Source organism: Heyndrickxia sporothermodurans, assembly GCF_003055045.1.
In the GTDB taxonomy this organism is placed as follows: Bacteria; Bacillota; Bacilli; order Bacillales; family Bacillaceae_C; genus Heyndrickxia; species Heyndrickxia sporothermodurans.
Window position 1 is genome coordinate 215,926 of sequence record NZ_NAZB01000011.1, and the last position, 24,581, is coordinate 240,506.

The window sequence follows — 24,581 nt, forward strand, 5'->3', positions numbered from 1 at the left end:
GGTCAGCCTTGTGTTAATCAAGTGGAGAATCGTCTTCATTTTTCTTTTTATCTTTTTTCGGTGTTTCCATATTTTCTGCAGATTGAAAATTTACTACTAGATGGTCACCTGTCTTAATCGGTGAGGATGGACTAATATTTTGCTTCGTTACATAACCAGTTCCAATCATATTAAGTTTTAAATCTAGTAACTCCACAACTTTTAATACATCTCTTTTTGACCAATGTAACATATCGGGAACGGATGGTTTTCCGTTCGTTTTTAGAATGACTTTTTCTCCTTGAAGCAGAGTAGAACCAGCTTTCGGCAATTGATCAATAACTTGGTTGCCATCCCCGATTGCAATCGCCTCATATCCTAAATCTTTTAATGTAGTTATCGCATCACTAACTGATTTCTTATCTACATTTGGAATGTTTTTAATTTCTGATTTTTCCATTTTTGCAGGTTTAATATTTAAGTATTGTAAACTATTTTTCATAACCGGATTAAATATTGATTGTACAACTTTGGAGCCATTTTCATAAGTCGTCTGTGGCTGTTTTACTGTTACATAAACAATTAATTTCGGATCTTTCTTCGGTGCCATACCTAAAAATGAAAAAATATAGTCACTTCCTCCTCTTAAATATCCGGCACCATTAGGATTGGGAATTTGCGCAGTACCTGTTTTTCCAGTGACAGAGTATCCTTCAATTTCATATCCTTTACCAGTTCCGTGTTTACTTGTTACAACTGTACGTAAAATATCCCTAACTTCTTTAGCTGTATCTGCACTAATAGGCTTGCCAATTGATTCCGGTTTTGTTTTTTCTTCCTTATTATTATTCGGATCTACTACTTTATCAACAATATATGGCTTCATCATAATGCCATCATTCGCAATCGCAGTTGCCGCTTGGACCATTTGGATAGGTGTAACAGTTGTTCCTTGGCCATAGGTCGTCGTATATTTTTCTTTTGGCCAGTTGTATAGTATTTTTCCCGACGCTTCATTCGGTAAGCCGATGTTTGTTGGAACACCAAAATGAAAACGATCTAGATACGTACGAAACGTGTCTTTTCCAATCTTATCAAGCAATTTAGCGAATGCTACATTTGATGATCGTTGAACACCTTCCAAATATGTGATCGGTCCCCAACCTTGTCCATAATTCCAATCATTAATAGGTCTTGGATCATTTTTAACTTTGAAAGTTCCAGACATATATTTTTCATTCGGATTAAACACACCTTGTTGGACAGCTGTTGCTAATGTAAATATTTTCATCGTTGATCCCGGTTCAATCGGTTCTTCTATCGCTAGATTTTGCCATTTCTTTTCGATGCCTTCACGAGTCATCGAGTCAAAGGTAGGCCTTTGTGACATTCCTAAAATTTTCCCTGTTTTCGGATCTGCGACAATAGCTACCATTTCTTTCGGATTATACTTTTTGTCAACCTCGGTCATCGCATCTTCTAAGAAGCTTTGGATTTTTTTATCGATAGTCAAATAAATATCTTTTCCGTTTTTGGGCTTTTTCACCTTTTCCTTAGAACCGGGAATTAAATAACTCCATGCATCTCCTTCAAACTGGATTTTCCCGTCTGTCCCTTGGAGATCTTTATCATAAAATTGTTCAATTCCCATTTTCCCTTTTGTTTTTTCCCCTATTTCTATTTTACCTGTTTTTTTATTTAGTTCCTCCGGTTTTTGAGCAAAACCAATGACATGTGATGCAAACACACCATTTGGATAGTATCGTTTAGATTCCCGGGCGAATATTATTCCAGGAAGTTTTAATTTTTCAATTTTTTCCTTCGTTTTATACGGTACATCTTCCCCTGCTTTGCCGAATTCAACTTGCTTTGCACCTTTTTTCGTTAAACGTTTATATATTTCGTTTTCCGGCATATCGATATATTTTGCAAGCTGTTCCGCCGTTTTTTGCGGGTCCGTCACATGGTTTGGATGTTTTGGATCAATGGTCATTTTCTTATCGAGAATCGCTTGCAGGCGAAAAGAAGTTGTATCCTCTGCAATGACTTTCCCATTAACGTCATAAATATTCCCGCGTTTTGACTCAATTTCTGTATTTTTTAAATGTTGCTTCATTGCCATTGCAGCTAACGGTTTGCCTTGAACCTGGCCCGATACCTGAATCGTTAACATCCGAACGATTAGTATAAAAAAGAGCAGGCCGAATATTAGAAATAATATCGCTGCTCCGATGTTCATGCTAATTTTACTTTTTCTCATTGTCCCTCAACAACCTTAATATTTTTGTCATTCATTTTTAATCCTTGCTTTTTAGCAATTTCCCGAATACGTTCATATTTGCTTAAGTCACTAACTTGCATTTTTAAATCTTCATTTACCTTTTTCTTTGTTTGAACAGAGGCTTCCATCTGATGAATTTCTTTATTCACTTTATATATTGCTGCTTGCGTAGCAATAACCTTAATAGCCATAATGCAAACAAATGCGATAACGAGCGCAGCTAATAGCTTTTCACCTAATGTGATTTGACTGCGCCTATGTATTGGTTGAATTTTCGGTTCTGTATGAATCTTCGGTTGTATATATGGTTGTTGTTGTTTTCTTGCTAAATTACTCAATTTATGGACCCCCATTCATCATTTCTTAATTTTTCTCAGCAATTCGCAGTTTAGCAGATCGAGCACGATTATTCTCCTCGAGTTCTGAAACATCCGGAACAATCGGTTTTCTAGTAATGATCTTTAATTTAGGCTTATATTCGTCAGGTATTATTGGCAATCCTGGCGGCAATTCTGGCCCACTACTTGCTTCTTTATAAATTGATTTACATATTCGATCCTCTAAAGAGTGAAACGTAATGACACTAATTCTCCCACCTGGATTTAATAGGTCAATAGCTTGTTTTAATGAATCTTCGAATACACCTAATTCATCGTTTACAGCAATTCTTATAGCTTGGAAAACCCTTTTCGCAGGGTGACCACCTTTACGTCTTGCCGGTGCAGGTATACCTTCTTTAATTAATTCTACTAATTCACCAGTTGTTTTAATTGGACCATTTTCTCTTGCTGCTTCTATTTTCCTGGCAATTTGCTTTGAAAATTTCTCTTCACCATATTTGAAAAAAATTCGAACTAAATCTTCATACGGCCATTCATTTACAACATCATATGCTGAAACATCACCTTGTAAATCCATACGCATGTCGAGAGGTGCATCATTGTGGTAACTAAAACCACGTTCCGGTGTATCTAATTGCGGCGAGGAAACACCGAGATCATAAAGAATACCGTCTACTTTCTCAACACCAATCTTGTTTAGTTCTTGTTTAATATAACGGAAATTACTTTTAATAAATATTACTTGATTTTCGTATTTTTTTAGCTTTTCTTTCGCATGTTCGATTGCTGTTTCGTCCTGATCAAAGGCATATAATTTTCCTTTAGCGGATAGCTGGGATAATAAATACTCACTATGTCCCGCTCCGCCAAGTGTACAATCGACATACACTCCATCCGGTTTGATATTTAGTCCATCGACTGTTTCTTTCAATAACACTGTAGTATGTTTGAACATGTTGTATCACCTTTCTAAACGAATTAATATTTTAGAGTACTCTATCGTGGTTAAGAATTATATGTCAAAGCCAATCATATTTTCAGCGATTTCAGCAAATGATTCTTCAGACTCTTCAAAGTAGTCTCCCCATAATTCTTTACTCCAAATCTCAATTCGATTAGAAACTCCTAGAACAATACATTCTTTTTGTAATTGTGCGTAACTGACGAGTGGAGAAGGAATATTAATCCTTCCTTGTTTATCAAATTCACTTTCGGAGGCACCTGAAAAGAAAAAACGGGTAAATGCACGAGCGTCTTTTTTCGTTAATGGGAGGGCTTTTAATTTCTCTTCAACTTGTTTCCATTCTTCAAGTGGGTAACCAAATAAGCATCGATCCAATCCTCTCGTAATCACAAAGGTATCACCGAGGAGTTCTCTAAACTTTGCCGGAACGATTAAACGCCCTTTTGCGTCAATGTTATGTTGGTATTCCCCCATGAACATAGTACAAGCCCCCACTTTCTATAAATAATGTACCACATTCCCCCACCTTTCACCACCTCTTTTTAATATTTTCTATCAGAATGGAAAATTCCTGCTAATTTATTTAAATTTCATAAAAAAAAAAAAGAGACTAGCTACAATGCTAGTCTAAATTCGAATTAATTTATGTTTGCCATCGAACTGATATTGAAGTGTCATGATTTGGTCAATAAATGTTTCGCCGTATTTGTTTAAGAAGTAATAGATGTTCCATATTCGTTCCTGTGGTGCTCCGTTTGGTTTCAGAAGTCGTTCTATGCGATTATATCGTTCAAGCATGACATCGTTTTTTTCGGATATCATTATATCCGCTTTTCTTTGAAGAAAGTCCAATTGATTTTGATGAAATTGAAGGTTTTTCTCTACAATCGGTAATAAACCTTTATCAGCTTTCGCTTCCATTTGTTTATATTGAGTCTCTAAGAAAGCTTTTGATTCACTGATCAGCCTTTCCAAATCATGATTTTTAATTGAATCCCAATACACTTGTTTTTCATCCTGCAATCCATGACGAATAACTTTTTCAACATCCAAATTCAATTCATTCATATCAGACTCAATCGAACGTTCCAATAGGCTTATGTTCAATCTTGGAATGATCGGAGGCATTTGAAATTGCAGTCCTTCAAATGCTAATTTCAGCTCACCCCAGTAAGCAATTTCTCCCGGACCTGCTATGAATGCTAATGTAGGAAATAGCCATTCTTGCATAATGGGACGAGTCACCACATTATTACTAAATGCACTCGGATTTTCCTCCAAAATATCGAGAAGTTCGTTTTTTGTAAAAAAGACTTCCCCATTCTTCCCCACAAATCCATCTTTTTCTTGTTGATATTCTAATAAAATTCTTTCCATACCATTATAATAAAATAAATTTAAAGCATTCTCACTTATGTCAATTGCATTTGGAAAATCATTTTCTTTAATCAACGTTTGTTGACAGATAACAGAATCAGTAATTCGTTGTTGGTTTTCGATGAGTTTTTGAAAAAATGGGACTTCTAATTGACGTAAATTTTTATCGGCAGAGTCGATGACAAGCAGTCCATAGCCTTTAAATAAATCGACAACGATATACGTAAAAAAATCTACTAATGACTTGGATTGATTTAACGCTTCATCAATTAGGGCCATGATATTTTTAGTGTGAACGGTCTCGCCAAAATGCTCAAATACCTTTTTTATCCATTTACTTAATTGATTCTTATCATAAACAATATCAGAAACCATTCTTTTATCGATTGGTCCTTCTGAATAGCTGATTTTTTTTAACGACCTTTCGCTTTCAACAAATACATGATTGATTTCTAAATAATCATGGTCCTCTCCGGCTATCCAAAAAATTGGCACAACCGGTTTCCCTAGTTTTTCTTCTTGTTGTTTAGCAAGATGAATGATCGAAATAATTTTATGTATTGTATATAAAGGACCCGTTAATAAACCCGCTTGTTGACCGCCAATGACTACAGATGAATCTTCAAGTTTTAACTTGAGTAATGATTCTTTTATTTCTCCGGATTTCGGAAAACGTTCCATATATGTTTCAATACAATTAGCAAGCTCATCTCTTGCAAAGTTTCTTTTATGTAAATCTGCCAACCTTTTTTCAAAAACATGAGAATTTGTTATATCATAATGAAAAAAACTTTTAACAGGCTGCTTTTGGTCTATATACAGCGAGGCAAAGCGATTTGTTGCTGGAATCGAGATGGTTTCCAGTTCCATTTTGTAATTCTTCCTTTCTCATAGCACAATTTGTCGTCTAATTTTCCACGCTACACTATTTTCTTCAAAGAGTATACCATCATTAGAAAGGAAAATAAAAAATCTTGCTTTAGTGAAGGCGCAATTTAGCTACCAATTACAGATTCCATTACACTAGAGGTTAATCCATATAGAAGTAAAATAATATAAATGCAGAAAAATAACAAAAAATTCAAACGCCAATACCCGCGAAAAATCCTTACATAATCAATTTCATCACGAAAATATCGATAAACAATCGCAAACAATAACGCTAATAGTAACATAACTAGAACAATTAGCCATAGAAAAGATTGTCCCCAAATTGTTTTAATAAAAAAATGTACAGAAATAATTAAAATTAGGGTTGTAATATCAATCGAGATGGTTACCGCTTTTCGATGATTTTTCGTTGTTTGTTTGACCAATACAAACGATAGAAAATATCCAATAAAAGGAATGATTATTAATATTGCGATCATCCAAGATATAAAAGTACTCATTCAATTCCACTCTTTTCCATCCCTTTAATCATGCCATAAACCATATTTGTTAAGGGCAATTGGACATTTTTTTCCTTAGCTAGCTCTAATATATATCCGACAATTGCATCAATTTCTGTCTTCCTTTGTAAAGTAATATCCTTTAACATTGAGGATTCGTTATTTTCCGTATTTCTGCAAATCCTAATGATTTCATTCAAAACCATCTTGGAATCTAATTCCGGAAATAATGGAATAATCTCATTATATAAATCATGAAAAATTCGCATAAAGAAAGTATTTTTAATTAGTTCCCCATTTTTCACCTTCAATATAGCCGTTAATGGATTAATTATAGCGTTTACTAATAATTTTTTTAAAAGGATCTCTTTATAATCTAAATAAATTTTGAATTGAAAATATTCACTATGCCAATTGAGAAGCGGGCTAATACGATTTATCTCCCCTCGATAAGGAGCTAGTTTCGTTAATCCAATTCCATTATGCACTACTGTTGTTTCGTTTATTTTTAATGCACCATGTTCAATCGATCCCACAATAATTGATTCATGTTCTAAATGATTGATTAGTTTTAAATGTGACTTTCCATTTTGCAAAAATAACAACGGGATCTCATTATGTATGTTAGTAATATCTGCTTGTATGTTTTCAAGATGATATTGTTTAACGGCAATAATAATTAATTCTTGCTTATTAAACTCATTTTTATCAAGCGTTGCTCTCACTCTAGTTGTAAAAGTTGAATCTAGTGTTTCAATTGTTACCCCTTTTTCGTTAATTAGATCCATCTGTTCATGTCTACGGGGAAAGAGCGTAACATCAAATTGCTTGCCTAGGTAGGATGCAAAAAGTAATCCTATTGATCCGGCTCCGAGTATTCCAATCCTCATAATATCCTCCGTTCTATATATACTTCTACTACCATTTTAACAAAATATTAAGGGACAGACACTAGAAGTAGTATCTGTCCCTTAAAAAATTATACTGGATAGACTGGATGTTTTCTCGTACTAAATTGCAATTCCTTTGTTTCATATAAACTGAATCGATTAATTAATACAGCTCTTAACCGATTAGGTTCTACAATTTCGTCAACAATTAATTCCGATGCTAGCTTATAAATATCGATTGTTTCTTGATATTCTTTTTGTTTTTCTTGAATAAAAGCAATTCTTTCCTTCGGATCCTCAATCGCTTGTATTTTATTCGAGTACACTGCATTGACCGCCGCTTCCGGTCCCATAACCGCGATTTGTGCAGTCGGCAATGCGATGCAGCAATCAGGTTCAAATGCCGGTCCTGCCATTGCATACAATCCCGCTCCGTATGCTTTTCGGACAATGACAGAAATCTTAGGGACTGTTGCCGAGCTCATCGCGGCAATTAATTTAGCCCCATGGCGGATAATCCCCGCTCTTTCAACTTTTGTGCCAATCATAAATCCCGGTACATCTGATAAAAACAGCAATGGAATGTGGAACGCATCGCAAAGTTGAATAAACTTCGCACCTTTATCAGCGGAATCAACAAATAACACACCGCCTTTTGCTTTCGGCTGATTAGCGATGATTCCAACTACCTTGCCATCTATTCTTGCTAAGCCAGTGATTAATTCAGTAGCGAATAACTTTTTAATTTCAAAAAAACTATCTTCATCTATTAATTGGTTTATGCATTCATACATGTCAAATGGCGCATTTTGATGTTTAGGGATAATTTCTTCCAACGTACGCCCGGATTTAGGGGCAACCCCTTCAATTACACTAGGTTTTTCTTGAAAATTCGTTGGAAAATAAGATAAATATTTTTGCGCTTCTTTAATTGCTTCTTGTTCGGAATTTACAAGTACATCCCCACATCCGCTTACAGTGCAATGCATGCGAGCGCCACCCATCTCTTCCAACGAAACCTTTTCTCCAATAACTTTTTCGGCCATTCTTGGTGACCCTAAATACATCGAAGCATTTTTATCAACCATAATGACAATATCACAAAAAGCGGGAATGTAGGCGCCACCTGCTGCAGATGGGCCAAATAATAGGCAAATTTGCGGTATCATGCCGGAAAGCTTTACTTGATTATAAAATATTCTTCCTGCCCCTCTTCGATTCGGAAACATTTCCAATTGATCCGTAATCCGCGCTCCAGCGGAATCGACTAAATAAAGCAATGGAACTTTTAACTTTTCTGCCGTTTCTTGAATTCGAATAATTTTCTCTACTGTCCGCGCTCCCCATGAACCGGCTTTAACAGTAGAATCGTTTGCCATAACACAAACCGTTTTTCCACCGATTTTACCAATGGCTGTAACAACCCCGTCCGCCGGTAAATCATCTGCTGTACAATTGGCAAACATGCCATCTTCTTCGTATTCACCGAAATCAAATAAAAGCTGCAAACGATCTCTTACAAATAATTTATTTTGTGTTTTTAGCTTCTCATGATATTTTTCCGGTCCGCCACGTCTTATTTGTTCTTTTCTCGTTTCAAATGTTTGCTCAGTGCTGGAAAACACCATTGGTCACTCCTCCTTTTTATCTATCTAATTACTCAATAGTTAGAAGCACATCCCCTTCATTAACAAAATCACCGATGTTTACATGAATTTCATTTACTTTTCCTGCGGTTGGTGATTCTATCGGGATTTCCATTTTCATTGATTCCAACATGACTACTGCCTGCCCAGCTGCTACTTCCTCACCGTTATTTACTAATACATTTAACACAGTTCCTGCCATTGATGCTGTAACTTCAATCATTTATTATTCCTCCTATATGTTTCTTGAAAAATTGGTATTGTTAAACCTGGCTGTTGATTTCCGCTGCAGGTGCTCGCTTTCCGCGGGCGGCCCGTGAGCCTCCTCGAAGCTAACGCTTCTGCGGGGTCTCACGTAAACCGTTTTTCCCGCAGGAGTCTCGCACCTTCCGCTCCAATCAACTTAAGGGCAAAATCAACTTAGTACTTAAACAAAGCCCCCAAATTAATTGCTTACTTTCATTTGGTTGACTAAATTTGTTGTATAATCGCCTTTTTGGAAATTTGTAGATTGTAATACATTTTTCAAAAAAGGAATGTTCGTTTTAATGCCCTCTATTATCGTTTGGTCTAAAAATTCTTGGGCTTTTTGTATACAATCCGTTCTATTTGATGCAAATATGACGCATTTAGCGATCATTGGATCATAGAAAGGGGTGACTTGTAATCCGGAATGATATCCTGCATCAATGCGAACTCCTTCAATATTTCCCCACGATAATTGAGTGATCATTCCTGGAGAAGGGAAAAAGGTTTTCGGATCTTCCGCATAAATTCTTAATTCTATTGCATGACCACTCTTTTCGATTTCGTTCTGGGATAAAGGAAGCTTTTCCCCGCGTGCAACAAGAATTTGCCATTTCACCAAATCGAGGGTGGTCAACAGTTCAGTTACAGGATGTTCCACTTGCAATCTCGTGTTCATCTCAAGAAAATAAAAATGTTCATTTTCATCGACAATAAACTCTACTGTACCGGCATTTTTATATCCTACGGCTTTCGCGGCATCAATTGCGGCTGTATACATCTTTTTTCGTGTTTCACTGGATATGTTGGGTGATTGGGCTTCTTCAATGACCTTTTGATTTCTTCTTTGCACCGAACAGTTTCTTTCATATAGGTGAACAATATTTCCATATTGGTCACCGAAGATTTGAACTTCAATATGACGGGCATTATCGATACATTTTTCAATAAATACTTCATCAGAACCGAAATATGCTTTCGACCGCGCTTTAGTAGATTCGTAGTGTTGATTGAGCGCTTGTTCATTTTCACAGCGCACCATTCCAATTCCACCACCGCCACCACTTGCCTTTAACATAATTGGATACCCAATTTGATTAGCAAGATCCTGTGCCTCTTCAAGACTCTTTATCCCCCTAATACTGCCTGGAACGATCGGTACACCTGCTTCATGCATCGTCGTTCTTGCCTTTATTTTATCGCCCATCGATTCGATTGTATCAGGCGATGGACCGATAAAAATGATTCCATTATCAACAACTTTTCTTGCAAATTCACTATTTTCCGACAACAGACCATAACCTGGGTGAATTCCATCGACCTTTTCCCTTATCGCAATTTCAATCAACTGATCCATATTTAAATAAGATTTGTTTACCGGAGACTCTCCGATACGGAAAGAATAATCAGCCTCTTTCACAAACGGCATGCAGGAATCTGCATCTGAGTAAACGGCAACCGTTTCGATGCCCATTTGCTTACATGTATGAATAATACGTAAGGCAATCTCCCCGCGATTTGCAATTAATATTTTTTTCATCAAAATCCCCCTTAAAGAAGAATGGATAAAACACGATAAAATTAATAAATAATTGGTGTCCTTTAATAGAAAATGCTATCTTATCAAAGGACACTCAAACTATAAAAAATGAAAAATTTCTCCCCCAATTTTATTATTTCTACAAATTTTGTTTTTTTCCTGCAAATTTTGAAAACGTTTTCCTTCATAATAGCAGAATTTTTTATAATTTTGTTATATAATTATATTAATTACATTAATTTAAAATGAATATTGATTGATTGGTAAGTTTATTTTAATCATATTCGTTTATTGTTATTTTATTAAAAGGAGGAATTCCATTGCCTATTCAAGTTGAACGATTAAAAATCAATTACAAAACTCTTGAAGAGTTTAAAAAGTTTAAAGAATATGGTGTGCAAGAACTTTCAATGTTAGAGGATCTACAAGAAAATATTATTGAAGATAATTGCGACTCTCCTTTTTACGGTATTTACTATGGAGATAAATTAGTCGCACGGATGAGTCTTTATGAACGTTCCGCCAAATATGATTTATATTTCGATCCTCCACAAAACTATTTAGAATTGTGGAAACTAGAAGTGCTACCTGACTATCAATTTAAAGGCTACGGAAAAAAACTCGTCGAATTTGCTAAAAGCTTTGGTGTACCTATAAAAACCAACTCTCGCATGAAATCAAAAGAGTTTTGGGAAAAGATGGGCTTTCAAACAGTAACATATGATATGGACAGAGATTTAGGACAAAATCCTCTTGTTTGGTATCCCGAAGGTGTAAAAGAGAAAAAACAAACAGCTAACTAAAGCTGTTTGTTTTTTTATTAGACTGTTAAAATATTTTATTTATGTTGCAATGTTAATATTCTCGCTTTTTCCAAGATGGCTGCCATAGCGGAGTACTCTTCCTTTAAAGACTGATACTCACTTTTTAAACTATCATAACTTTGTTTTTGTTTTTCCAATGATTCAGTTAATTGTTGAATTTGCTGCTTTAATTTTTCATTTTCTCGTATCGTAGTTTCACTTGTACCTTGTTCACTTTGAAGTTGCTGTAAGTACTTTATCACATTGCTTATACTTTGATCTATGTTTTGCTCAGTGAAGCTTTGAGAATTAGTATTTTGCTCACTAACGGAAACTGTTTCAAAGGTTTGTGATTCTGATAATTTTGATTTTCCTTTACGTTCTTTCCTTTGTTTTTTCGCTAGTTCAATACCTGATTTATATTGTTTGCGAACATATGAATTCCATCTGAATCCGCATGCTGCAGCAGTTCGATTCATTTGTTTTCCAACTTCTTCAAATGCCTGTAACTGGGTTCCACCATCACGGATGTGACGTAACACCACCTCAGCCAGTAATAAATCCTCATCATGTGTCCAAGCATCTTGTCGTGTTGATGACATGTCTATCCCTCCTATAGCTTTTTATTCATACATATGCTACTAGTAGAAAAGATAGACTAATTATGACCGAGAATTATAGTTTATTACTATTGTCATTTACTTCATTATCTTCTATTGCCGTACATTTCTTTGAAAACTAAAAAAACGTGAAGAGCCATGGTCTCTTCACGTTTTTCTTGTCACAATTTCTAGTTGTTTACTACTTCTTTGCCTTTATATGTTCCACACGCTTTACATACACGGTGTGCAAGTTTCATTTCTCCACAGTTAGGGCACTCAACCATGCCAGGAACTTGTAGTTTGAAATGTGTACGGCGTTTTCTCTTCGCTGTTTTGGAAGTTCTTCTAAAAGGTACAGCCATTCTTCCCACCTCCTTATAGAGATCACTGTTGTTATAAGATCCAGTATTGCTGGTTCTTCAAAAATTTACGATTGTTCATCAAAGAATTTTGCCAATCCCGCTAAACGTGGATCAACCTTTTTTTCTTTGCTTTCCTCATCTTGTTTAACTTGTTCCTCCGTTACAACTTCCCATTCATTACCTGAAGGAAGATTTGCATCATTTTTAGCTGATTCACTAAAAACTTGTATTGGAATTTCAAGTAAGAGTAATTCTATTATGACGGGGTCTAAATCTACAATATCACCATTAGGATAATGGATTTCAACATCCTCTTCCTCTTCGTATGAGGTAGTGGAGTTTAAAAGATATATCTCGGTAGATTTAACGTCAATAGGATAATCCACATCTACAAGTGTTCTCGAGCAAGGAAGTACTAATTTTCCCGTTATATGTAAATGAAATGCAATTTTTTCAGATGTAATATCAGCATTACCAGTTACATGAATCGGTGAAACATCACGTATTTGCGGATCTCCTTTTTTTAAGTCCTCAGCAATATCGATTGTTTCATTAATATCCATACTCTTACCACGGTACTTTAACAATTGAATTGTTGACCATTTCAATGTAATCACTCCAAGACAACAAAGGTAATTATAGCTTTCATTATACCTTTTGTCAATATTTTATCTTTACGCGTATTTGCGTATTTTAATCTATTGTATACTGTTCTAAAAATTTTTCAAATTTCTATACCTTGTTAATTAGTATATACAAAATTTTAATTTAGTTTTATCCAAAAATGAATCCATGTTATATTAAAAGAAATTAAGTACTATTCCAGCAACATTTCCACTTTTGGAATAAAAAAATTTGGAGGATAAAATGAACAGTACTGGAGTTATCGTTGAATATAATCCATTTCATAATGGGCATTTTTTTCATGTAGAAGAGGCTAGAAAACGTACAGATGCTGATGTAATAATCGCTGTCATGAGTGGAAATTTTCTGCAGCGAGGAGAACCGGCAATTATTTCTAAATGGGCAAGAGCAAAAATGGCTTTGCAAGCCGGCGTAGATATTGTTGTTGAACTTCCTTATGCCTTTGCTGTACAACATGCTGCAACTTTTGCTTATGGATCTATAAATATTCTACATGCTTTAAAATGCAATTCTTTCTGTTTCGGTAGTGAATCAGGGAATATTAACGAATTTTCTGATGCGATCGATTTAATAGAAAATCACCGTGTGGAATATGAAGCCTTTGTTAAGGAATTAATGAAAACCGGAGTTAGTTATCCAACTGCTCTCTCACAAAGCATGAAAAAAATTTATTCCGATCCTAAAAATTACATAGATTTAGCAAAACCAAATAATATTCTCGGCTTTCACTATTTGCAAATAAATAATACACTTCAATCCCCAATGCGCGCTTTTACGATTAAACGAAAAAATGCAAATTATCATGACGAAGAATTTTCATCATCAACGATTGCTAGTGCAACATCAATTCGTAAGGCGACCTTTGATGCAAACCAATCAATTAATGGCATTATGCAATACGTACCCGAGACAACGTCAAACGTTCTTCAAGAATATTATAATGACTATCAAACATTCCACAATTGGGAAATGTATTGGCCATTTCTTCAATATCGATTATTATCCATTGAAGAGACCGATTTAGCAAATATATATGAAATTGAAGAAGGGATCGAACACCGATTAAAAAGACTCGCAAACGATGCCGTTAGCTTTCATGATTTTATGCAGAGGGTGAAGACAAAAAGATATACATGGACAAGAATTCAAAGAATGTGTGTACATATTTTAACCAATACAAAGAAAAATGAAATGGTACGTCATCACGATCATATTGAATATATCCGTCTATTGGGCATGACAGAAAGAGGGAGAACGTATTTAAGCGGAATCAAAAAAGAAATGGATGTTCCGCTTATTTCAAAGATTTCTTCTATTCCAAGCGAATTAATCGAACTTGATGTTCGCGCATCAAACATATATTCACATGGATTGCAGGAGCCATATCGACAAAAATTATTTAAAGCCGAGTATTCTCAACCACCTATTTATATTCAAAATAACTAAATAGAAATTACAAAAACCGCTATTCAAATACTCTAAGCGGTTTTTGTTTTACGTTATTTTAATGCTTCAAGGTATGCTAACGCATCATCAAAAGTTTTAACAGGCACTATCTTCATTTTTGTTCCAATTTCTTTCGCTGCCTTTAAAGCTTCCTTATAATTAGATTCAATTGTTGGATATTCTTTTTTCATTTCCGGTGTTATTTCATCGTCTGGGGCGAAAAATATTTTTGCGCCTTCTTTATCTGCAGCTACTACTTTTTTATCAATTCCGCCAATGCGGCCAACTACCCCATCGGGCTCAATTGTGCCAGTACCTGCAATGCTATAGCCTTTTGTTATATCTTCTTTTGTCAGCTGATTATATATTTCTAAACTGAACATTAACCCCGCTGACGGACCTCCGATACTTTCTGTATTCATTTTTACTACAGGATTTGCAATTAGTTCACGATCATCGACTAAACCAATCCCCATGCCAATTTTACCATTAGCATCATCAAATTTTGCTAATTGGATGTCGGTTGTTTTTTCCTTATTGTCTCGTACAAATGTTATTTTTATTTGATCTGCAACCTTTTTATTCTGAACATATTGAATAAATTTCTCAGACGATTCAAAAGTATGTCCATCCACTTTAATTATTCTGTCGCCAGCTTTTAATACTTTTGCTGCCGGCATATTCGGGTACACATCTAGCACGTATACACCTTTATAATTAAAATGATACGATTTGTTCGCTTTCTTATATGCTACCTGAATGGCATTATTTTTGGAAGATTCCATTAAATATAATTGGTAAACATTATATTCCTCTTCCGTTTGTTTTTCATCCCTAACCTCATTTAGCGGGACAATGTCCTCAAATTTCTTTATTTTTGCTAATGCATAATCATAAATATTTGCTCTTCCCATACGGACAGTTGTTAACATCAATTTCCCTTTATCAGGATAGCCGTTTTCGACATGTACATATGAATCTAATTCATGCGCCATACCCGGCTTTTCTACATAATAAGGTAATCGATAAAAGAAGAGTGCAATCATTATCACTAAAAATAGAATTAATATACGGGACCAAATCTTACGTTTCATTCTGATTTCTCACCTTCCAATCTTCAATCGACTGTTTAATTGCCGGAATATATTTTTTTGTTTCCTCTTCTCCTATCTTAATGATTTCTTCAATATTTGTAAAAGCTCTTGAACTATAAAGTGAAACATCCGGTTGGATGAAAAAATCAGATATTGTTTCATAATTTGTCGTGTTTTCCATTTGTAGTATATCAATACTTTGCATTATGACATCATAAATATTCGTAATTTCTGCATCTCTTTTTACGAATGAAACATCTACTCCAATTATAATATCGGAACCCATATCTTTAACAACCGATACTGGTACCCGATCAATTACGCCACCATCCACTAGCAGTCTGTCGTTTATTTTTTCCGGAACAAAAATTCCCGGTATTGAGATACTGGCACGTACAGCTTCTGCAACTGAACCCGTTTTGAATATTACTTTTTCACCTTTGATTAAATCGGTCGCTATCACTTGAACAGGAAGCTTTAAATCTTCAAAATTTTTGTTATGTGTAAAAAGTGTTAAAAATTCTTTGACACGTTTTCCAGATATAAACCCCATCTTTGGAATCGTAAAGTCCAAGAAAAATTTTCTTTTAAAAGCTGTCGCTATTTTAATGAGCTGATTCATATTATGTTCTACACCATAAAATGCTGCAACTATTGCCCCCATACTACACCCGGCAAGGTAATCGATTGAAATATTATTTTCCTCTAATGATTTCAATACGCCTAAATGGGCAAATCCACGTGCACCGCCGGATCCTAAAGCAACTCCGATTTTTGGGTTACTCAACACATATCACCTCATACAATGTTTAATGGAAATTTAATATTTACAAACATCATATGGTCTAAAAAATTTCTCTATGAGTATATTGATTTATATGGGGACAAGTATATTTTAATGGATTCATATGATTAATTAGGGAGGCACATAACTTGATTCAATCAAAACTTAAAACAATATTTTTAGCCCTAGGCGCAACATTGATAGCTATTTCCATGATTATCCTTCCTGTAGAAACATTTGATGCATCAAAACGAGGCTTAACAATATGGTGGGGAACTGTCTTCCCTTCCCTTTTTCCATTTTTTGTTATTTCTGAATTATTAATCGGATTTGGCGTCGTGAAATTTATCGGGGTTATTTTAGAGCCTTTGATGAGGCCATTATTTCGCGTCCCTGGCGTTGGCGGATTTGCCTGGGCAATGGGAATGGCTTCAGGAAATCCCGCAGGTGCCAAAATTACTGCGCGGCTGAGGGAAGAAAAACAAATATCAAAAATTGAAGCGGAGAGGCTCGTCTCATTTACAAATTATTCAAGCCCCCTATTTATCTTTGTTGCTGTATCCGTTGGTTTTTTTCATAATAAAGGTTTGGGAATCCTTTTTGCGATTGCACATTATTTAGGGAATATTCTCGTAGGCTTGATTATGCGCTTCTACGGTTACTCTAAAAAGGAAAAATTAGAAGTAAAAAATAGTAAATTCCGTGTTTGGGAAGCTATCCGCGCTTTACATAGAACGCGTATTGAGGATAAAAGACCGATCGGAAAGCTTTTAGGTGACGCGGTCGTTTCTTCGATTCATACATTACTCATGATTGGTGGCTTTATCATTTTATTTTCAGTTATTAACCGTTTACTTTTTCATTTACAAATTACAGCACTTTTGGCAAGTGTAATTAAAGAGTTTTTTGCTATTTTACATTTTTCAAATCAACTAACAATTCCTTTTATTTCAGGATTATTTGAAATAACAATTGGCAGTGATTTAATTAGCCGAGTAAAAGAATCAACATTACTGCAACAATCCATCCTTACTAGTTTTATACTAGGGTTTGGCGGTTTTAGTATACAGGCCCAGGTAGCCAGTATCCTTGCACAAACAGATATCCGTTTTAAACCATTCTTTATCGCAAGAATTCTTCACGGATTGTTCGCCGCCATTATCACTTTACTCATGTGGGATCCTATTTTTGGAAAACAATATGAATCGAATGAATTTCCAATTTCTTTACCGGTATTTCTGCAAAATTCTCATAGTTTCCTTGATAAGTTATATCAGTGGGGAATCGAATTTGGGCCAATTATTACTATCTGTTCCTTACTACTATACATTTTCATTTATTCAAGAAGATATGTTTATAAAAAATAGGAGGACGCCCCTCCTATTTTTTTACTTGTCATTAGAATATTTAATTGTCAACGCTTTTTCAACTTGAGGTGGAACTAATTCCGATATGGACCCGCTATATTTTGCTGCTTCCTTTACAATACTTGAACTTAAAAAGGAATACTGATTATTTGTCATAATAAAAAACGTTTCAATTTCCTCGTTAAGAACTCTATTCATTGAAGTAATTTGCATTTCATATTCAAAGTCTGATACGGCCCTTAATCCACGAATAATCGCATTTGCATTAACACTTTTCGCATAATCGACAAGTAATCCTTGAAACGTATCGACAGCAACATTTGGAATGCTTTTCGTTACTTCCTCAATCAATTGAACCCTTTCGTCCACCGTAAATAATGGGTTCTTTGACGAGTTATTTAATATGACAACAAACACTTTATCAAAAACCTTTGCTGCTCTCTTTATAATATCTAAATGTCCATATGTAATTGGATCAAAACTCCCCGGACAAACCGCAATACTACCCATCCTTTAATCCCCCTATTTACCTATACTATAAATTGAAATACCAATCATGCCGTAAACTGCTTCTTTTGTTTTCACTAAATCACCTACAACACTTGGCAACTGTATATCTGAACTACACTCGCAGACAACGTAACCGCTTTCAGTTAATAATTTGCTATCATTGATTGATTGCAAAAGTGACACAAGTTTTTGCTTTTTATATGGCGGGTCAAGGAATATGACATCCAATTTAATATCCCGTTTAATAATGGCTTTTAAAGCTCGTTCAGAATCATTACGATAAAGCTCGCTCTGTTGTTCAAAACCACATTCGCTTATGTTTGCTTTAATTGTTTGGAATGCATTCATGTCTCGGTCGACAAAGATTACTTTTTCGAGTCCTCTACTTAGCCCTTCAATTCCTAGTCCACCACTGCCGGCAAATAAATCTAGACCAATTCCTGTTGTAAAATAAGGACCAATCATGTTAAAGATGGCTTCTTTTACTTTATCTGTTGTTGGTCTAGTTTGATTACCCGGTACAGATTTTAAAATTTTTCCTTTTTTACTACCTGATATCACTCTCATCTACTTCACCACATAGTTCTTAAATTTTCCTTACTATCCTACCATATTGTGCGAATAGGGAAAAGCGAAATTTAAAAAACTGAATGTATAATTCTGGAGATGATGGTGATACTTTTATTAGCAACATCATTTAACGATGTTGTTGCCAACCGCGGAGAAGACTTACGTTTCCCCATAAGTTCTTCCTCCGGTTTCTCCTCTCCCTTTGCCTTCTGTCCTTTTACATAGGATATAGAAGGACCCTGCAGATTTTTTGCAGGGTTTTTTATTGTTTATTTTTATCTTATTGATATTTGCTTTTCATTTTCATCCACTTTTACATGAAAGAGCTGCTGTAGCCATTTCATATCAATATAATACTCTCCGTTTACTTGGATAAATGGATTGGAAAGTAAGCCGTATTTTTCTCCATTATAATCGAATATTTTTTCACCAAAATAAAATGTAAAGTGGTTATTCTTATTTATTAATCGGACGGATTGATTCCTATTTTCCAATTCAACTTTATAGCCGAGTGATTTAGCTATGTCATTGAATGGTAGAAAGTTTTTCCCGTTTGATCTATGCACATGCAACTTCTTTATTTCTTTTCCTCGAACGAAAATCCTCCTCTGATCAAACAGAACAAATGATTTATTCGGTGCTGAATAGTGTTTATTCTCCGAAAAAAATCTCGTCCCTAATCCCGTTGCCTTTATTATCAATTGATCTAGTTTATTACTGGTTAACTTTCGTTGATCCATGTTGAAGATACTATTTGAAAAAGAGATAAATTGTTCCTTACTTAACTTGCTTCTAAGTTCCGAATACATAAATTTTGCTTTTTTCGTACCTATAGCTTTATCAATAACGATTGAGGCAATAATATCCTTCATCCACTCTTCTTCTTTAGGAAATATGAAATGATTATTTATCGCATTCTTAATGATTTGCTCTTCAAATCCTTTTTTCTTTACATTATTTTCAATTAATAATGAAGGTGAAAATGTTTGCGGATAATCATGTGTTAAAATAATAACCATTTTATTATTTACTTTTATTTTTTCTAGAGTGTTAAGTTTTAAATCTGCGAGATTCATAGATTTTTCATAATAAATCGTTAACCAATTATTCACGTTCTTTTTTGTTAACTTTTTTTTATGCCAGAAAAGACTGGGTGCTTGTCCATCGTTATCAAAAACAAAATAATTAATATACTTTTTTTTCTTTATCGATGTCGTTTTTGCTGCTGCAATCCATCTTCCGTGCTTAAATTGTTTTTCAATTAAATGAACTTTACTAGCAGCTACTTGTTGATTATTAAATTTTGCTGCCCAATTTTTTAATAATAAAGTAGATTCATCCTCCATATTAATTGTATATTTTAAAGTAATTTTTCCTGACTTTATTTTCACATTCGTTTTTTCATCATTCGTCCATTGACATTGATTTTTCTCATTCAGACATTCACGATTATTGGCTGCTTGTGGCCAATCAATCGTATAATTACCTCCGCTAAGCGATGGTATAATTTGCTTTATATAAAATTGATTATTATGATGTTCAATAAAAATATCTTGTTGAATGGAATGAATCTTGTTTTGGTCCGACTTTGCAGAAAAACCGTCCCATTGAAAGTACAGTAAAAAACTAATAATCAATAATAGTAAAAGGGTTAAATAAATTACGTTTTTTTTTCGAAGCATTTTTTTCTCCTTTGAATACGAAACCGTTCTATCTTCTCAATTGAATAATTCAATGATACATTAATAAGGAGTGCTTTATCTAGATGAAAAAATTTAAAAGAAATTAGGAAAAGTGAGGAACTTGATATGCTGCAACGTTTCATTGAACTTGGAGAAGGATATTCAGATATATATGAGTTAATTGAGTTGGCTAAAGCAAATAAACATCGATTACACCATTTAATAGCGTTACATACGACAAATGGTCAAAAACAATTGACCTCACTATGTGTTGTGCTCCAACCAACCGATCCCGGTGATTTTCAAGCTATTTATATTTGCCGTGAAGGGATACCAAATCCCCATGCAATACCAAACCAAAGATTCGACTTGTTTAATCATGTTGCTCAAAGTTTAGAAAAACAAATAATTGAAATTGATGTAAAGCATTCAAAAGAATTTACGGAAAAAGAACTGTATTTCCAATATTTAATTGGAATATTAAGACTGAATCACTATATTCCGCCATTACGATAAAAAACCTCCGAATGGAGGTTTTTTGATTGAAGAAATATCTCTTTTTTATAATCCTACTTTATAATCATACTCTTTTGCTTTGTCGGGCTTGGAATTTTCATATTCAGTTTTCAAAAAAGGTTTCCATGATTGTTCAACTTTTCGAACGAATGGCATGGAAGAAAATTTCTCCAACAGTTCATTAATTTCAGTTTGATCACAGTATAACACAACGTATTTCATTCTTTTTGAAACATAATGAACGTTCCCAAACCGTCTTAAGGTTTTAGCGTACTTTAAGTTATAAAGCCAAATAATTAAGCTTTGTCTTTCATTAAACATATAGTTTTCCCCTTAATTCTACATTCACACTATTTTAGCATATTCACTAGATGATAATCAATGTCAGAAAATTATTGTTTTATTTAAAGGTTTTAAAAAAAGGAATACAGACGAGTATTCCTTTTTAAGTCAAGTGTTATTCTGTTATGCAGAACAACTGCATCCTCCACCGGAACCGCATCCTCCAGAGCATGAACTATTTTCAGCAAAAAAAGGATTTCCTGTAGGAACTTTTATATGTTGGGAAACTGATTTACCAACGATCATACTGACATGATCAAGAATATCTTGTAAAGCATTTTCTGCTTTGCGAAATCTTGCAACATTTTCATCCATGTCCATTTCACGTTTTGCTTGACGTGTACGGATATTGATCGATTTGTAATCTGGATGATATCTACCAAAACGTTGGACATCTTCGTAATAGTCTTTCATTTTGATAAATTCTTTAATCTTTTCTTGCGTTTGTGCATCTTTATATAATTTATTATATGATTTTCTATATTCATCAGCAGCTTCTGATTGCAAAATCATTTTTGCCAAATCTTCCGCTTCAGTTATTATTTGCAGTCTTTCAATAGTTGCAAGCAAATAGCTCACCTCCAACATTATATTACCATGTTTTCAGTTAGCATGCGAATGATACATATTATAAGATAGTTACATAAAATTCTTTGGATAATCCGTGACTTTTATTATTTAATTTCACTACATCAATTTTTACATGATGAACACCTTTGGATAAATTTTTCATTACAAATGCTGCTGTGTGAAACTCCCCTTTCAATTGTCCATCAACGTAAACAACAATTTTGCCACGTTCTATCGCTTTATTTGCCCCGGAAAAAGATATATTTGGTACAAAACACTCGATAAATATATCCTTTCCATGAACGATATGACGAATAGAGGCATCTTTCGTTTTATCACTTTGAGCTGCTTTTCCGCTTTCCGATGCTTCAACATTAAATGATTCCGGCTTTGGTATATTTTGTTTACAACCACTCATAATTATTAAAAAAAGAGTTAAACAAATTAATCCTCTCATAACTATCACTCCTTGTCTTTAGCTTCTACAGAACAAGAAGTTTTTACACAAAAAAAAGATACATTTTCATTTAAATGTACCTTACATTGCAAATCATTTTGAGTATAAACCTTGAAGCATATTCATCATCATTGAAGCCATCTGTATGTTATTGTTGATTTTCTCAACTCTTTGCGGGATTGTCTTTTCGAAAAAATGTAAGGAGGCAATTTCAAATTTTTCAATTTCTTCGGGATGACGACTTAATTTTCGATACCACATCGGTTGTCTTCTTAAAAATTGTTTCAGTTCTTTTTTTGAGTAAATGTATTCCATTACATCTTGCCGCAAACTAATTCCTCCTTCTTAATCTTTTCGAAATGCAAAAGGATTCCTTTGTTCATTTGTTGGTGTAGTTGATTGCTTCTCACCTTGAAATTGTGCTAGTACTCCTTGCACAGATGCAATGACTTGACTTAAATTATTGAGATGGTACTGCATTTGGTTGGCATCCACTTTTTGGATAATACTTCCGATTTGTTTCATCCATTTTCCGTTACTTTCAGCCTTTTCATTGCTATCTGACTGAGTCTCTACCGTACCATCATCGTTATTTCTGTACTTTTCCCAAAAAGGGTCATCTTCACCTAGTAAATACCAATCTTCATAAAACTCTTGAAGTGTATTTGAACCATTTTTTACTTCGGAGATTAATTTTGGATGCTCCTTGACGAATTCTTTAAACTTTTCAACTGTCGGGTGAAGTTTTTTATTCCCCATTATCATTCACCTCATAATAGTGTAAAACTTTAATCTATATTTTATAAAAATTTATAGATAGGAGTCATTACAATGCCTATAATAATTTATGTAAAGATTACAAAAAGGTGAGAATGTTTATTTAGATATTTATTGTTTATAAGTAAATAAAAAAGCCTATAAACTAAGGCTTTTTTACTTTGCAATAAATTTAATTACTTCCACGTTTTCTCAATAAAATTTTGGGTATAATATTTTTGATATACGCCAACACCTAAATGTGTGAATTTAGGTTCCAATAATGCTTTCCTATGCCCTTCTGAATTTAACCAACCTTCTACTGCAGAAGGGGCATCCATATACTGTGCTGCGATATTTTCGCCTGCTAATTGGTAAAAAACATGTGCAGCTTGAAGACGTTTTTCTAAGTTGCCAAATTTCGGAGATTCATGGGAAAAATATTTTTCAACTGCCATATCTTTACTATGATTATAGGCTACTTCAGCTGTTTTTTGGTCCCAAAGCAATTTATTTAATTCAAACCTACTACGTAAAATATTTGTTAAGTCAAATATTTGTTTTTCACTACCTACTTCAATTGCTCTCCAACGGGATTCAACGATCGGTGCAGGGTCAATTAATCGTCCCCGATAACTTATCTCATATGGGCGCTGCTTGATGAGCGTCTCTTTATCCATAAATCGTACACCTGATAAAGTTCCTTTAAATTTATCAAATGAAAGCTGTGCATATATCGAACCTAATTGGACGAGAGGTCTCATATTTAAATCTTCTTCAGATAATTCAAACCGATATGTTCCTTTATCATACTGTACTGTAATATCAGTATCTAAAAGTAACTTTTGATAGATATCTTGAATCTCTTCGTTAATTTGAAATGGAGTGATATTCGTTTTACTTCCAATGGCATAAATTGTTACTACCTTTCCTTTATACACTCCGACTTGAAAATATTTCTCTTCATTTTTATTATAAATCCACCACTCATAGTCATATGCTGAGGGGTCGATTCTATTCGGTTTTCCATATTTTTTTACTATTTTATTTGCCGGTTCTCCAATAAAAGTAGATAATCCTTTATTAGGCCTTTTATACGGCTCCTTATCAATCTTTTTCTTTGGAGTTTTATCGTTTTCAGTCATAGGTATTTCTTTGATGCCAGTCCCATTTAAAATATTATTCTCGTTATCGGGTTTTAGATGGAAGTATAAACTAATGATAAATATAATAACTAATACGATGATCACCTTGAAAACAGTACGCAGATCTTTCCCTCCTTCTAAAAATTTAAGTTTTATCGTAAAGGTAAGATTTTTTTTAAAATTTAATATGTTCTATATTACTATACATATTATATCATTTAAACATTATGTGTTTGAAGTAAAACAATTGGTTCTTTTCATAAACTTCTCTACGA

General features: G+C 34.2%; 28 protein-coding genes. 4 read left to right on the forward strand and 24 right to left on the reverse strand.

Going from position 1 to position 24,581, the window contains the following annotated elements:
* Positions 1-13: 13 nt before the first annotated feature.
* From B5V89_RS04900 to B5V89_RS04945, 10 genes are all read right to left on the reverse strand, one after another.
* Positions 14-2,239, reverse strand: coding sequence for a penicillin-binding protein (locus tag B5V89_RS04900; RefSeq protein WP_066230053.1), 2,226 nt, complete (start codon positions 2,237-2,239; stop codon positions 14-16).
* On the reverse strand, positions 2,236-2,598 hold the full coding sequence (gene ftsL, locus B5V89_RS04905) for a cell division protein FtsL (RefSeq protein WP_108070696.1): 363 nt from the start codon (positions 2,596-2,598) through the stop codon (positions 2,236-2,238). The genes B5V89_RS04900 and ftsL overlap by 4 nt, the downstream gene beginning before the upstream one ends.
* A gap of 25 nt (positions 2,599-2,623) precedes the next feature.
* Positions 2,624-3,556, reverse strand: coding sequence for a 16S rRNA (cytosine(1402)-N(4))-methyltransferase RsmH (gene rsmH, locus B5V89_RS04910; protein ID WP_108070698.1), 933 nt, complete (start codon positions 3,554-3,556; stop codon positions 2,624-2,626).
* A gap of 57 nt (positions 3,557-3,613) precedes the next feature.
* Positions 3,614-4,045, reverse strand: a complete 432-nt coding sequence (gene mraZ, locus B5V89_RS04915) for a division/cell wall cluster transcriptional repressor MraZ (RefSeq protein WP_066230044.1) — start codon at positions 4,043-4,045, stop codon at positions 3,614-3,616.
* Between the two features lie 147 nt (positions 4,046-4,192).
* A complete protein-coding gene (bshC, locus tag B5V89_RS04920; protein WP_108070700.1) occupies positions 4,193-5,812 on the reverse strand; it encodes a bacillithiol biosynthesis cysteine-adding enzyme BshC in 1,620 nt (539 codons plus the stop codon).
* Between the two features lie 125 nt (positions 5,813-5,937).
* The gene (locus B5V89_RS04925; RefSeq protein ID WP_066230037.1) at positions 5,938-6,333 is read right to left on the reverse strand and encodes a DUF3397 family protein; all 396 of its coding nucleotides are present in this window, start codon (positions 6,331-6,333) and stop codon (positions 5,938-5,940) included.
* Complete coding sequence (locus B5V89_RS04930; protein ID WP_108070702.1) at positions 6,330-7,223, reverse strand: 2-dehydropantoate 2-reductase; 894 nt, start codon at positions 7,221-7,223, stop codon at positions 6,330-6,332. Before B5V89_RS04930 ends, B5V89_RS04925 begins: the two co-directional genes overlap by 4 nt.
* Positions 7,224-7,312: 89 nt before the next feature.
* On the reverse strand, positions 7,313-8,851 hold the full coding sequence (locus tag B5V89_RS04935; protein ID WP_108070704.1) for an acyl-CoA carboxylase subunit beta: 1,539 nt from the start codon (positions 8,849-8,851) through the stop codon (positions 7,313-7,315).
* 28 nt (positions 8,852-8,879) lie between these two features.
* Positions 8,880-9,092 (reverse strand): acetyl-CoA carboxylase biotin carboxyl carrier protein subunit, encoded by a 213-nt coding sequence (locus B5V89_RS04940; RefSeq protein ID WP_066230027.1) that lies wholly within the window; start codon positions 9,090-9,092, stop codon positions 8,880-8,882.
* A gap of 222 nt (positions 9,093-9,314) precedes the next feature.
* Positions 9,315-10,655: an acetyl-CoA carboxylase biotin carboxylase subunit gene (locus tag B5V89_RS04945; protein ID WP_108070705.1), complete on the reverse strand. Its 1,341-nt coding sequence runs from the start codon at positions 10,653-10,655 to the stop codon at positions 9,315-9,317.
* Positions 10,656-10,975: 320 nt separating this feature from the next.
* On the opposite strand from B5V89_RS04945, the gene B5V89_RS04950 reads away from it, so the two are divergent.
* The gene (locus B5V89_RS04950) at positions 10,976-11,458 is read left to right on the forward strand and encodes an N-acetyltransferase (RefSeq protein ID WP_066230022.1); all 483 of its coding nucleotides are present in this window, start codon (positions 10,976-10,978) and stop codon (positions 11,456-11,458) included.
* Between the two features lie 35 nt (positions 11,459-11,493).
* Here B5V89_RS04950 and B5V89_RS04955 read toward each other — a convergent pair whose 3' ends face one another.
* The 3 genes from B5V89_RS04955 to B5V89_RS04965 form a co-directional block, all read right to left on the reverse strand.
* Entirely contained in the window at positions 11,494-12,060 is a 567-nt protein-coding gene (locus B5V89_RS04955) for an RsfA family transcriptional regulator (RefSeq protein WP_108070707.1), read from the reverse strand.
* A 188-nt stretch (positions 12,061-12,248) separates the two neighbouring features.
* Complete coding sequence (gene rpmF, locus B5V89_RS04960) at positions 12,249-12,422, reverse strand: 50S ribosomal protein L32 (protein WP_003348855.1); 174 nt, start codon at positions 12,420-12,422, stop codon at positions 12,249-12,251.
* A 65-nt stretch (positions 12,423-12,487) separates the two neighbouring features.
* Complete coding sequence (locus B5V89_RS04965) at positions 12,488-13,039, reverse strand: YceD family protein (protein WP_341117925.1); 552 nt, start codon at positions 13,037-13,039, stop codon at positions 12,488-12,490.
* A gap of 250 nt (positions 13,040-13,289) precedes the next feature.
* On the opposite strand from B5V89_RS04965, the gene B5V89_RS04970 reads away from it, so the two are divergent.
* A complete protein-coding gene (locus B5V89_RS04970) occupies positions 13,290-14,513 on the forward strand; it encodes a nucleotidyltransferase (RefSeq protein ID WP_108070711.1) in 1,224 nt (407 codons plus the stop codon).
* Positions 14,514-14,566: 53 nt separating this feature from the next.
* Here the strand turns inward: B5V89_RS04970 and B5V89_RS04975 are convergent, their stop codons facing one another.
* A complete protein-coding gene (locus B5V89_RS04975) occupies positions 14,567-15,607 on the reverse strand; it encodes a SepM family pheromone-processing serine protease (RefSeq protein ID WP_108070713.1) in 1,041 nt (346 codons plus the stop codon).
* Positions 15,597-16,394, reverse strand: a complete 798-nt coding sequence (locus B5V89_RS04980; protein ID WP_108070715.1) for a patatin-like phospholipase family protein — start codon at positions 16,392-16,394, stop codon at positions 15,597-15,599. The genes B5V89_RS04975 and B5V89_RS04980 overlap by 11 nt, the downstream gene beginning before the upstream one ends.
* Positions 16,395-16,540: 146 nt before the next feature.
* On the opposite strand from B5V89_RS04980, the gene ylbJ reads away from it, so the two are divergent.
* Entirely contained in the window at positions 16,541-17,758 is a 1,218-nt protein-coding gene (ylbJ, locus tag B5V89_RS04985) for a sporulation integral membrane protein YlbJ (RefSeq protein ID WP_108070717.1), read from the forward strand.
* 21 nt (positions 17,759-17,779) lie between these two features.
* Here ylbJ and coaD read toward each other — a convergent pair whose 3' ends face one another.
* From coaD to B5V89_RS05000, 3 genes are all read right to left on the reverse strand, one after another.
* A complete protein-coding gene (gene coaD / locus B5V89_RS04990) occupies positions 17,780-18,268 on the reverse strand; it encodes a pantetheine-phosphate adenylyltransferase (RefSeq protein WP_066230006.1) in 489 nt (162 codons plus the stop codon).
* 12 nt (positions 18,269-18,280) lie between these two features.
* A complete protein-coding gene (rsmD, locus tag B5V89_RS04995; RefSeq protein ID WP_066230003.1) occupies positions 18,281-18,835 on the reverse strand; it encodes a 16S rRNA (guanine(966)-N(2))-methyltransferase RsmD in 555 nt (184 codons plus the stop codon).
* Between the two features lie 278 nt (positions 18,836-19,113).
* A complete protein-coding gene (locus B5V89_RS05000) occupies positions 19,114-20,520 on the reverse strand; it encodes a stalk domain-containing protein (protein ID WP_108070719.1) in 1,407 nt (468 codons plus the stop codon).
* A gap of 126 nt (positions 20,521-20,646) precedes the next feature.
* On the opposite strand from B5V89_RS05000, the gene B5V89_RS05005 reads away from it, so the two are divergent.
* Positions 20,647-21,036, forward strand: a complete 390-nt coding sequence (locus B5V89_RS05005; protein WP_108070721.1) for a DUF7147 family protein — start codon at positions 20,647-20,649, stop codon at positions 21,034-21,036.
* Between the two features lie 45 nt (positions 21,037-21,081).
* Here the strand turns inward: B5V89_RS05005 and B5V89_RS05010 are convergent, their stop codons facing one another.
* The 6 genes from B5V89_RS05010 to B5V89_RS05035 all read right to left on the reverse strand — a co-directional run bounded on the left by B5V89_RS05010 (position 21,082) and on the right by B5V89_RS05035 (position 24,429).
* On the reverse strand, positions 21,082-21,357 hold the full coding sequence (locus B5V89_RS05010) for a YlbG family protein (protein ID WP_108070723.1): 276 nt from the start codon (positions 21,355-21,357) through the stop codon (positions 21,082-21,084).
* A 144-nt stretch (positions 21,358-21,501) separates the two neighbouring features.
* Positions 21,502-21,948: a YlbF/YmcA family competence regulator gene (locus tag B5V89_RS05015; protein ID WP_066232062.1), complete on the reverse strand. Its 447-nt coding sequence runs from the start codon at positions 21,946-21,948 to the stop codon at positions 21,502-21,504.
* 58 nt (positions 21,949-22,006) lie between these two features.
* A complete protein-coding gene (locus B5V89_RS05020) occupies positions 22,007-22,405 on the reverse strand; it encodes a hypothetical protein (protein ID WP_066232064.1) in 399 nt (132 codons plus the stop codon).
* Positions 22,406-22,498: 93 nt separating this feature from the next.
* Positions 22,499-22,735, reverse strand: coding sequence for a YlbE-like family protein (locus B5V89_RS05025; RefSeq protein ID WP_066232066.1), 237 nt, complete (start codon positions 22,733-22,735; stop codon positions 22,499-22,501).
* A gap of 15 nt (positions 22,736-22,750) precedes the next feature.
* Entirely contained in the window at positions 22,751-23,164 is a 414-nt protein-coding gene (locus B5V89_RS05030; RefSeq protein ID WP_066232069.1) for a YlbD family protein, read from the reverse strand.
* 194 nt (positions 23,165-23,358) lie between these two features.
* Complete coding sequence (locus B5V89_RS05035) at positions 23,359-24,429, reverse strand: CAP domain-containing protein (RefSeq protein ID WP_376063508.1); 1,071 nt, start codon at positions 24,427-24,429, stop codon at positions 23,359-23,361.
* Between the last annotated feature and the right edge of the window lie 152 nt (positions 24,430-24,581).

Coding starts and splice junctions, on each gene's coding strand:
- B5V89_RS05000 (WP_108070719.1), bottom strand. CDS start 20,520: ATGCTTCGAAAAAAAAACGTAATTTATTTAACCCTTTTACTATTATTG.
- bshC (WP_108070700.1), bottom strand. CDS start 5,812: ATGGAACTGGAAACCATCTCGATTCCAGCAACAAATCGCTTTGCCTCG.
- B5V89_RS05005 (WP_108070721.1), top strand. CDS start 20,647: ATGCTGCAACGTTTCATTGAACTTGGAGAAGGATATTCAGATATATAT.
- B5V89_RS04925 (WP_066230037.1), bottom strand. CDS start 6,333: ATGAGTACTTTTATATCTTGGATGATCGCAATATTAATAATCATTCCT.
- B5V89_RS04970 (WP_108070711.1), top strand. CDS start 13,290: ATGAACAGTACTGGAGTTATCGTTGAATATAATCCATTTCATAATGGG.
- B5V89_RS05030 (WP_066232069.1), bottom strand. CDS start 23,164: ATGGGGAATAAAAAACTTCACCCGACAGTTGAAAAGTTTAAAGAATTC.
- mraZ (WP_066230044.1), bottom strand. CDS start 4,045: ATGTTCATGGGGGAATACCAACATAACATTGACGCAAAAGGGCGTTTA.
- B5V89_RS04955 (WP_108070707.1), bottom strand. CDS start 12,060: ATGTCATCAACACGACAAGATGCTTGGACACATGATGAGGATTTATTA.
- B5V89_RS04935 (WP_108070704.1), bottom strand. CDS start 8,851: ATGGTGTTTTCCAGCACTGAGCAAACATTTGAAACGAGAAAAGAACAA.
- rpmF (WP_003348855.1), bottom strand. CDS start 12,422: ATGGCTGTACCTTTTAGAAGAACTTCCAAAACAGCGAAGAGAAAACGC.
- B5V89_RS05020 (WP_066232064.1), bottom strand. CDS start 22,405: ATGAGAGGATTAATTTGTTTAACTCTTTTTTTAATAATTATGAGTGGT.
- rsmH (WP_108070698.1), bottom strand. CDS start 3,556: ATGTTCAAACATACTACAGTGTTATTGAAAGAAACAGTCGATGGACTA.
- B5V89_RS04930 (WP_108070702.1), bottom strand. CDS start 7,223: ATGAGGATTGGAATACTCGGAGCCGGATCAATAGGATTACTTTTTGCA.
- rsmD (WP_066230003.1), bottom strand. CDS start 18,835: ATGAGAGTGATATCAGGTAGTAAAAAAGGAAAAATTTTAAAATCTGTA.
- B5V89_RS04945 (WP_108070705.1), bottom strand. CDS start 10,655: ATGAAAAAAATATTAATTGCAAATCGCGGGGAGATTGCCTTACGTATT.
- B5V89_RS04940 (WP_066230027.1), bottom strand. CDS start 9,092: ATGATTGAAGTTACAGCATCAATGGCAGGAACTGTGTTAAATGTATTA.
- B5V89_RS04975 (WP_108070713.1), bottom strand. CDS start 15,607: ATGAAACGTAAGATTTGGTCCCGTATATTAATTCTATTTTTAGTGATA.
- coaD (WP_066230006.1), bottom strand. CDS start 18,268: ATGGGTAGTATTGCGGTTTGTCCGGGGAGTTTTGATCCAATTACATAT.
- B5V89_RS04900 (WP_066230053.1), bottom strand. CDS start 2,239: ATGAGAAAAAGTAAAATTAGCATGAACATCGGAGCAGCGATATTATTT.
- B5V89_RS05010 (WP_108070723.1), bottom strand. CDS start 21,357: ATGTTTAATGAAAGACAAAGCTTAATTATTTGGCTTTATAACTTAAAG.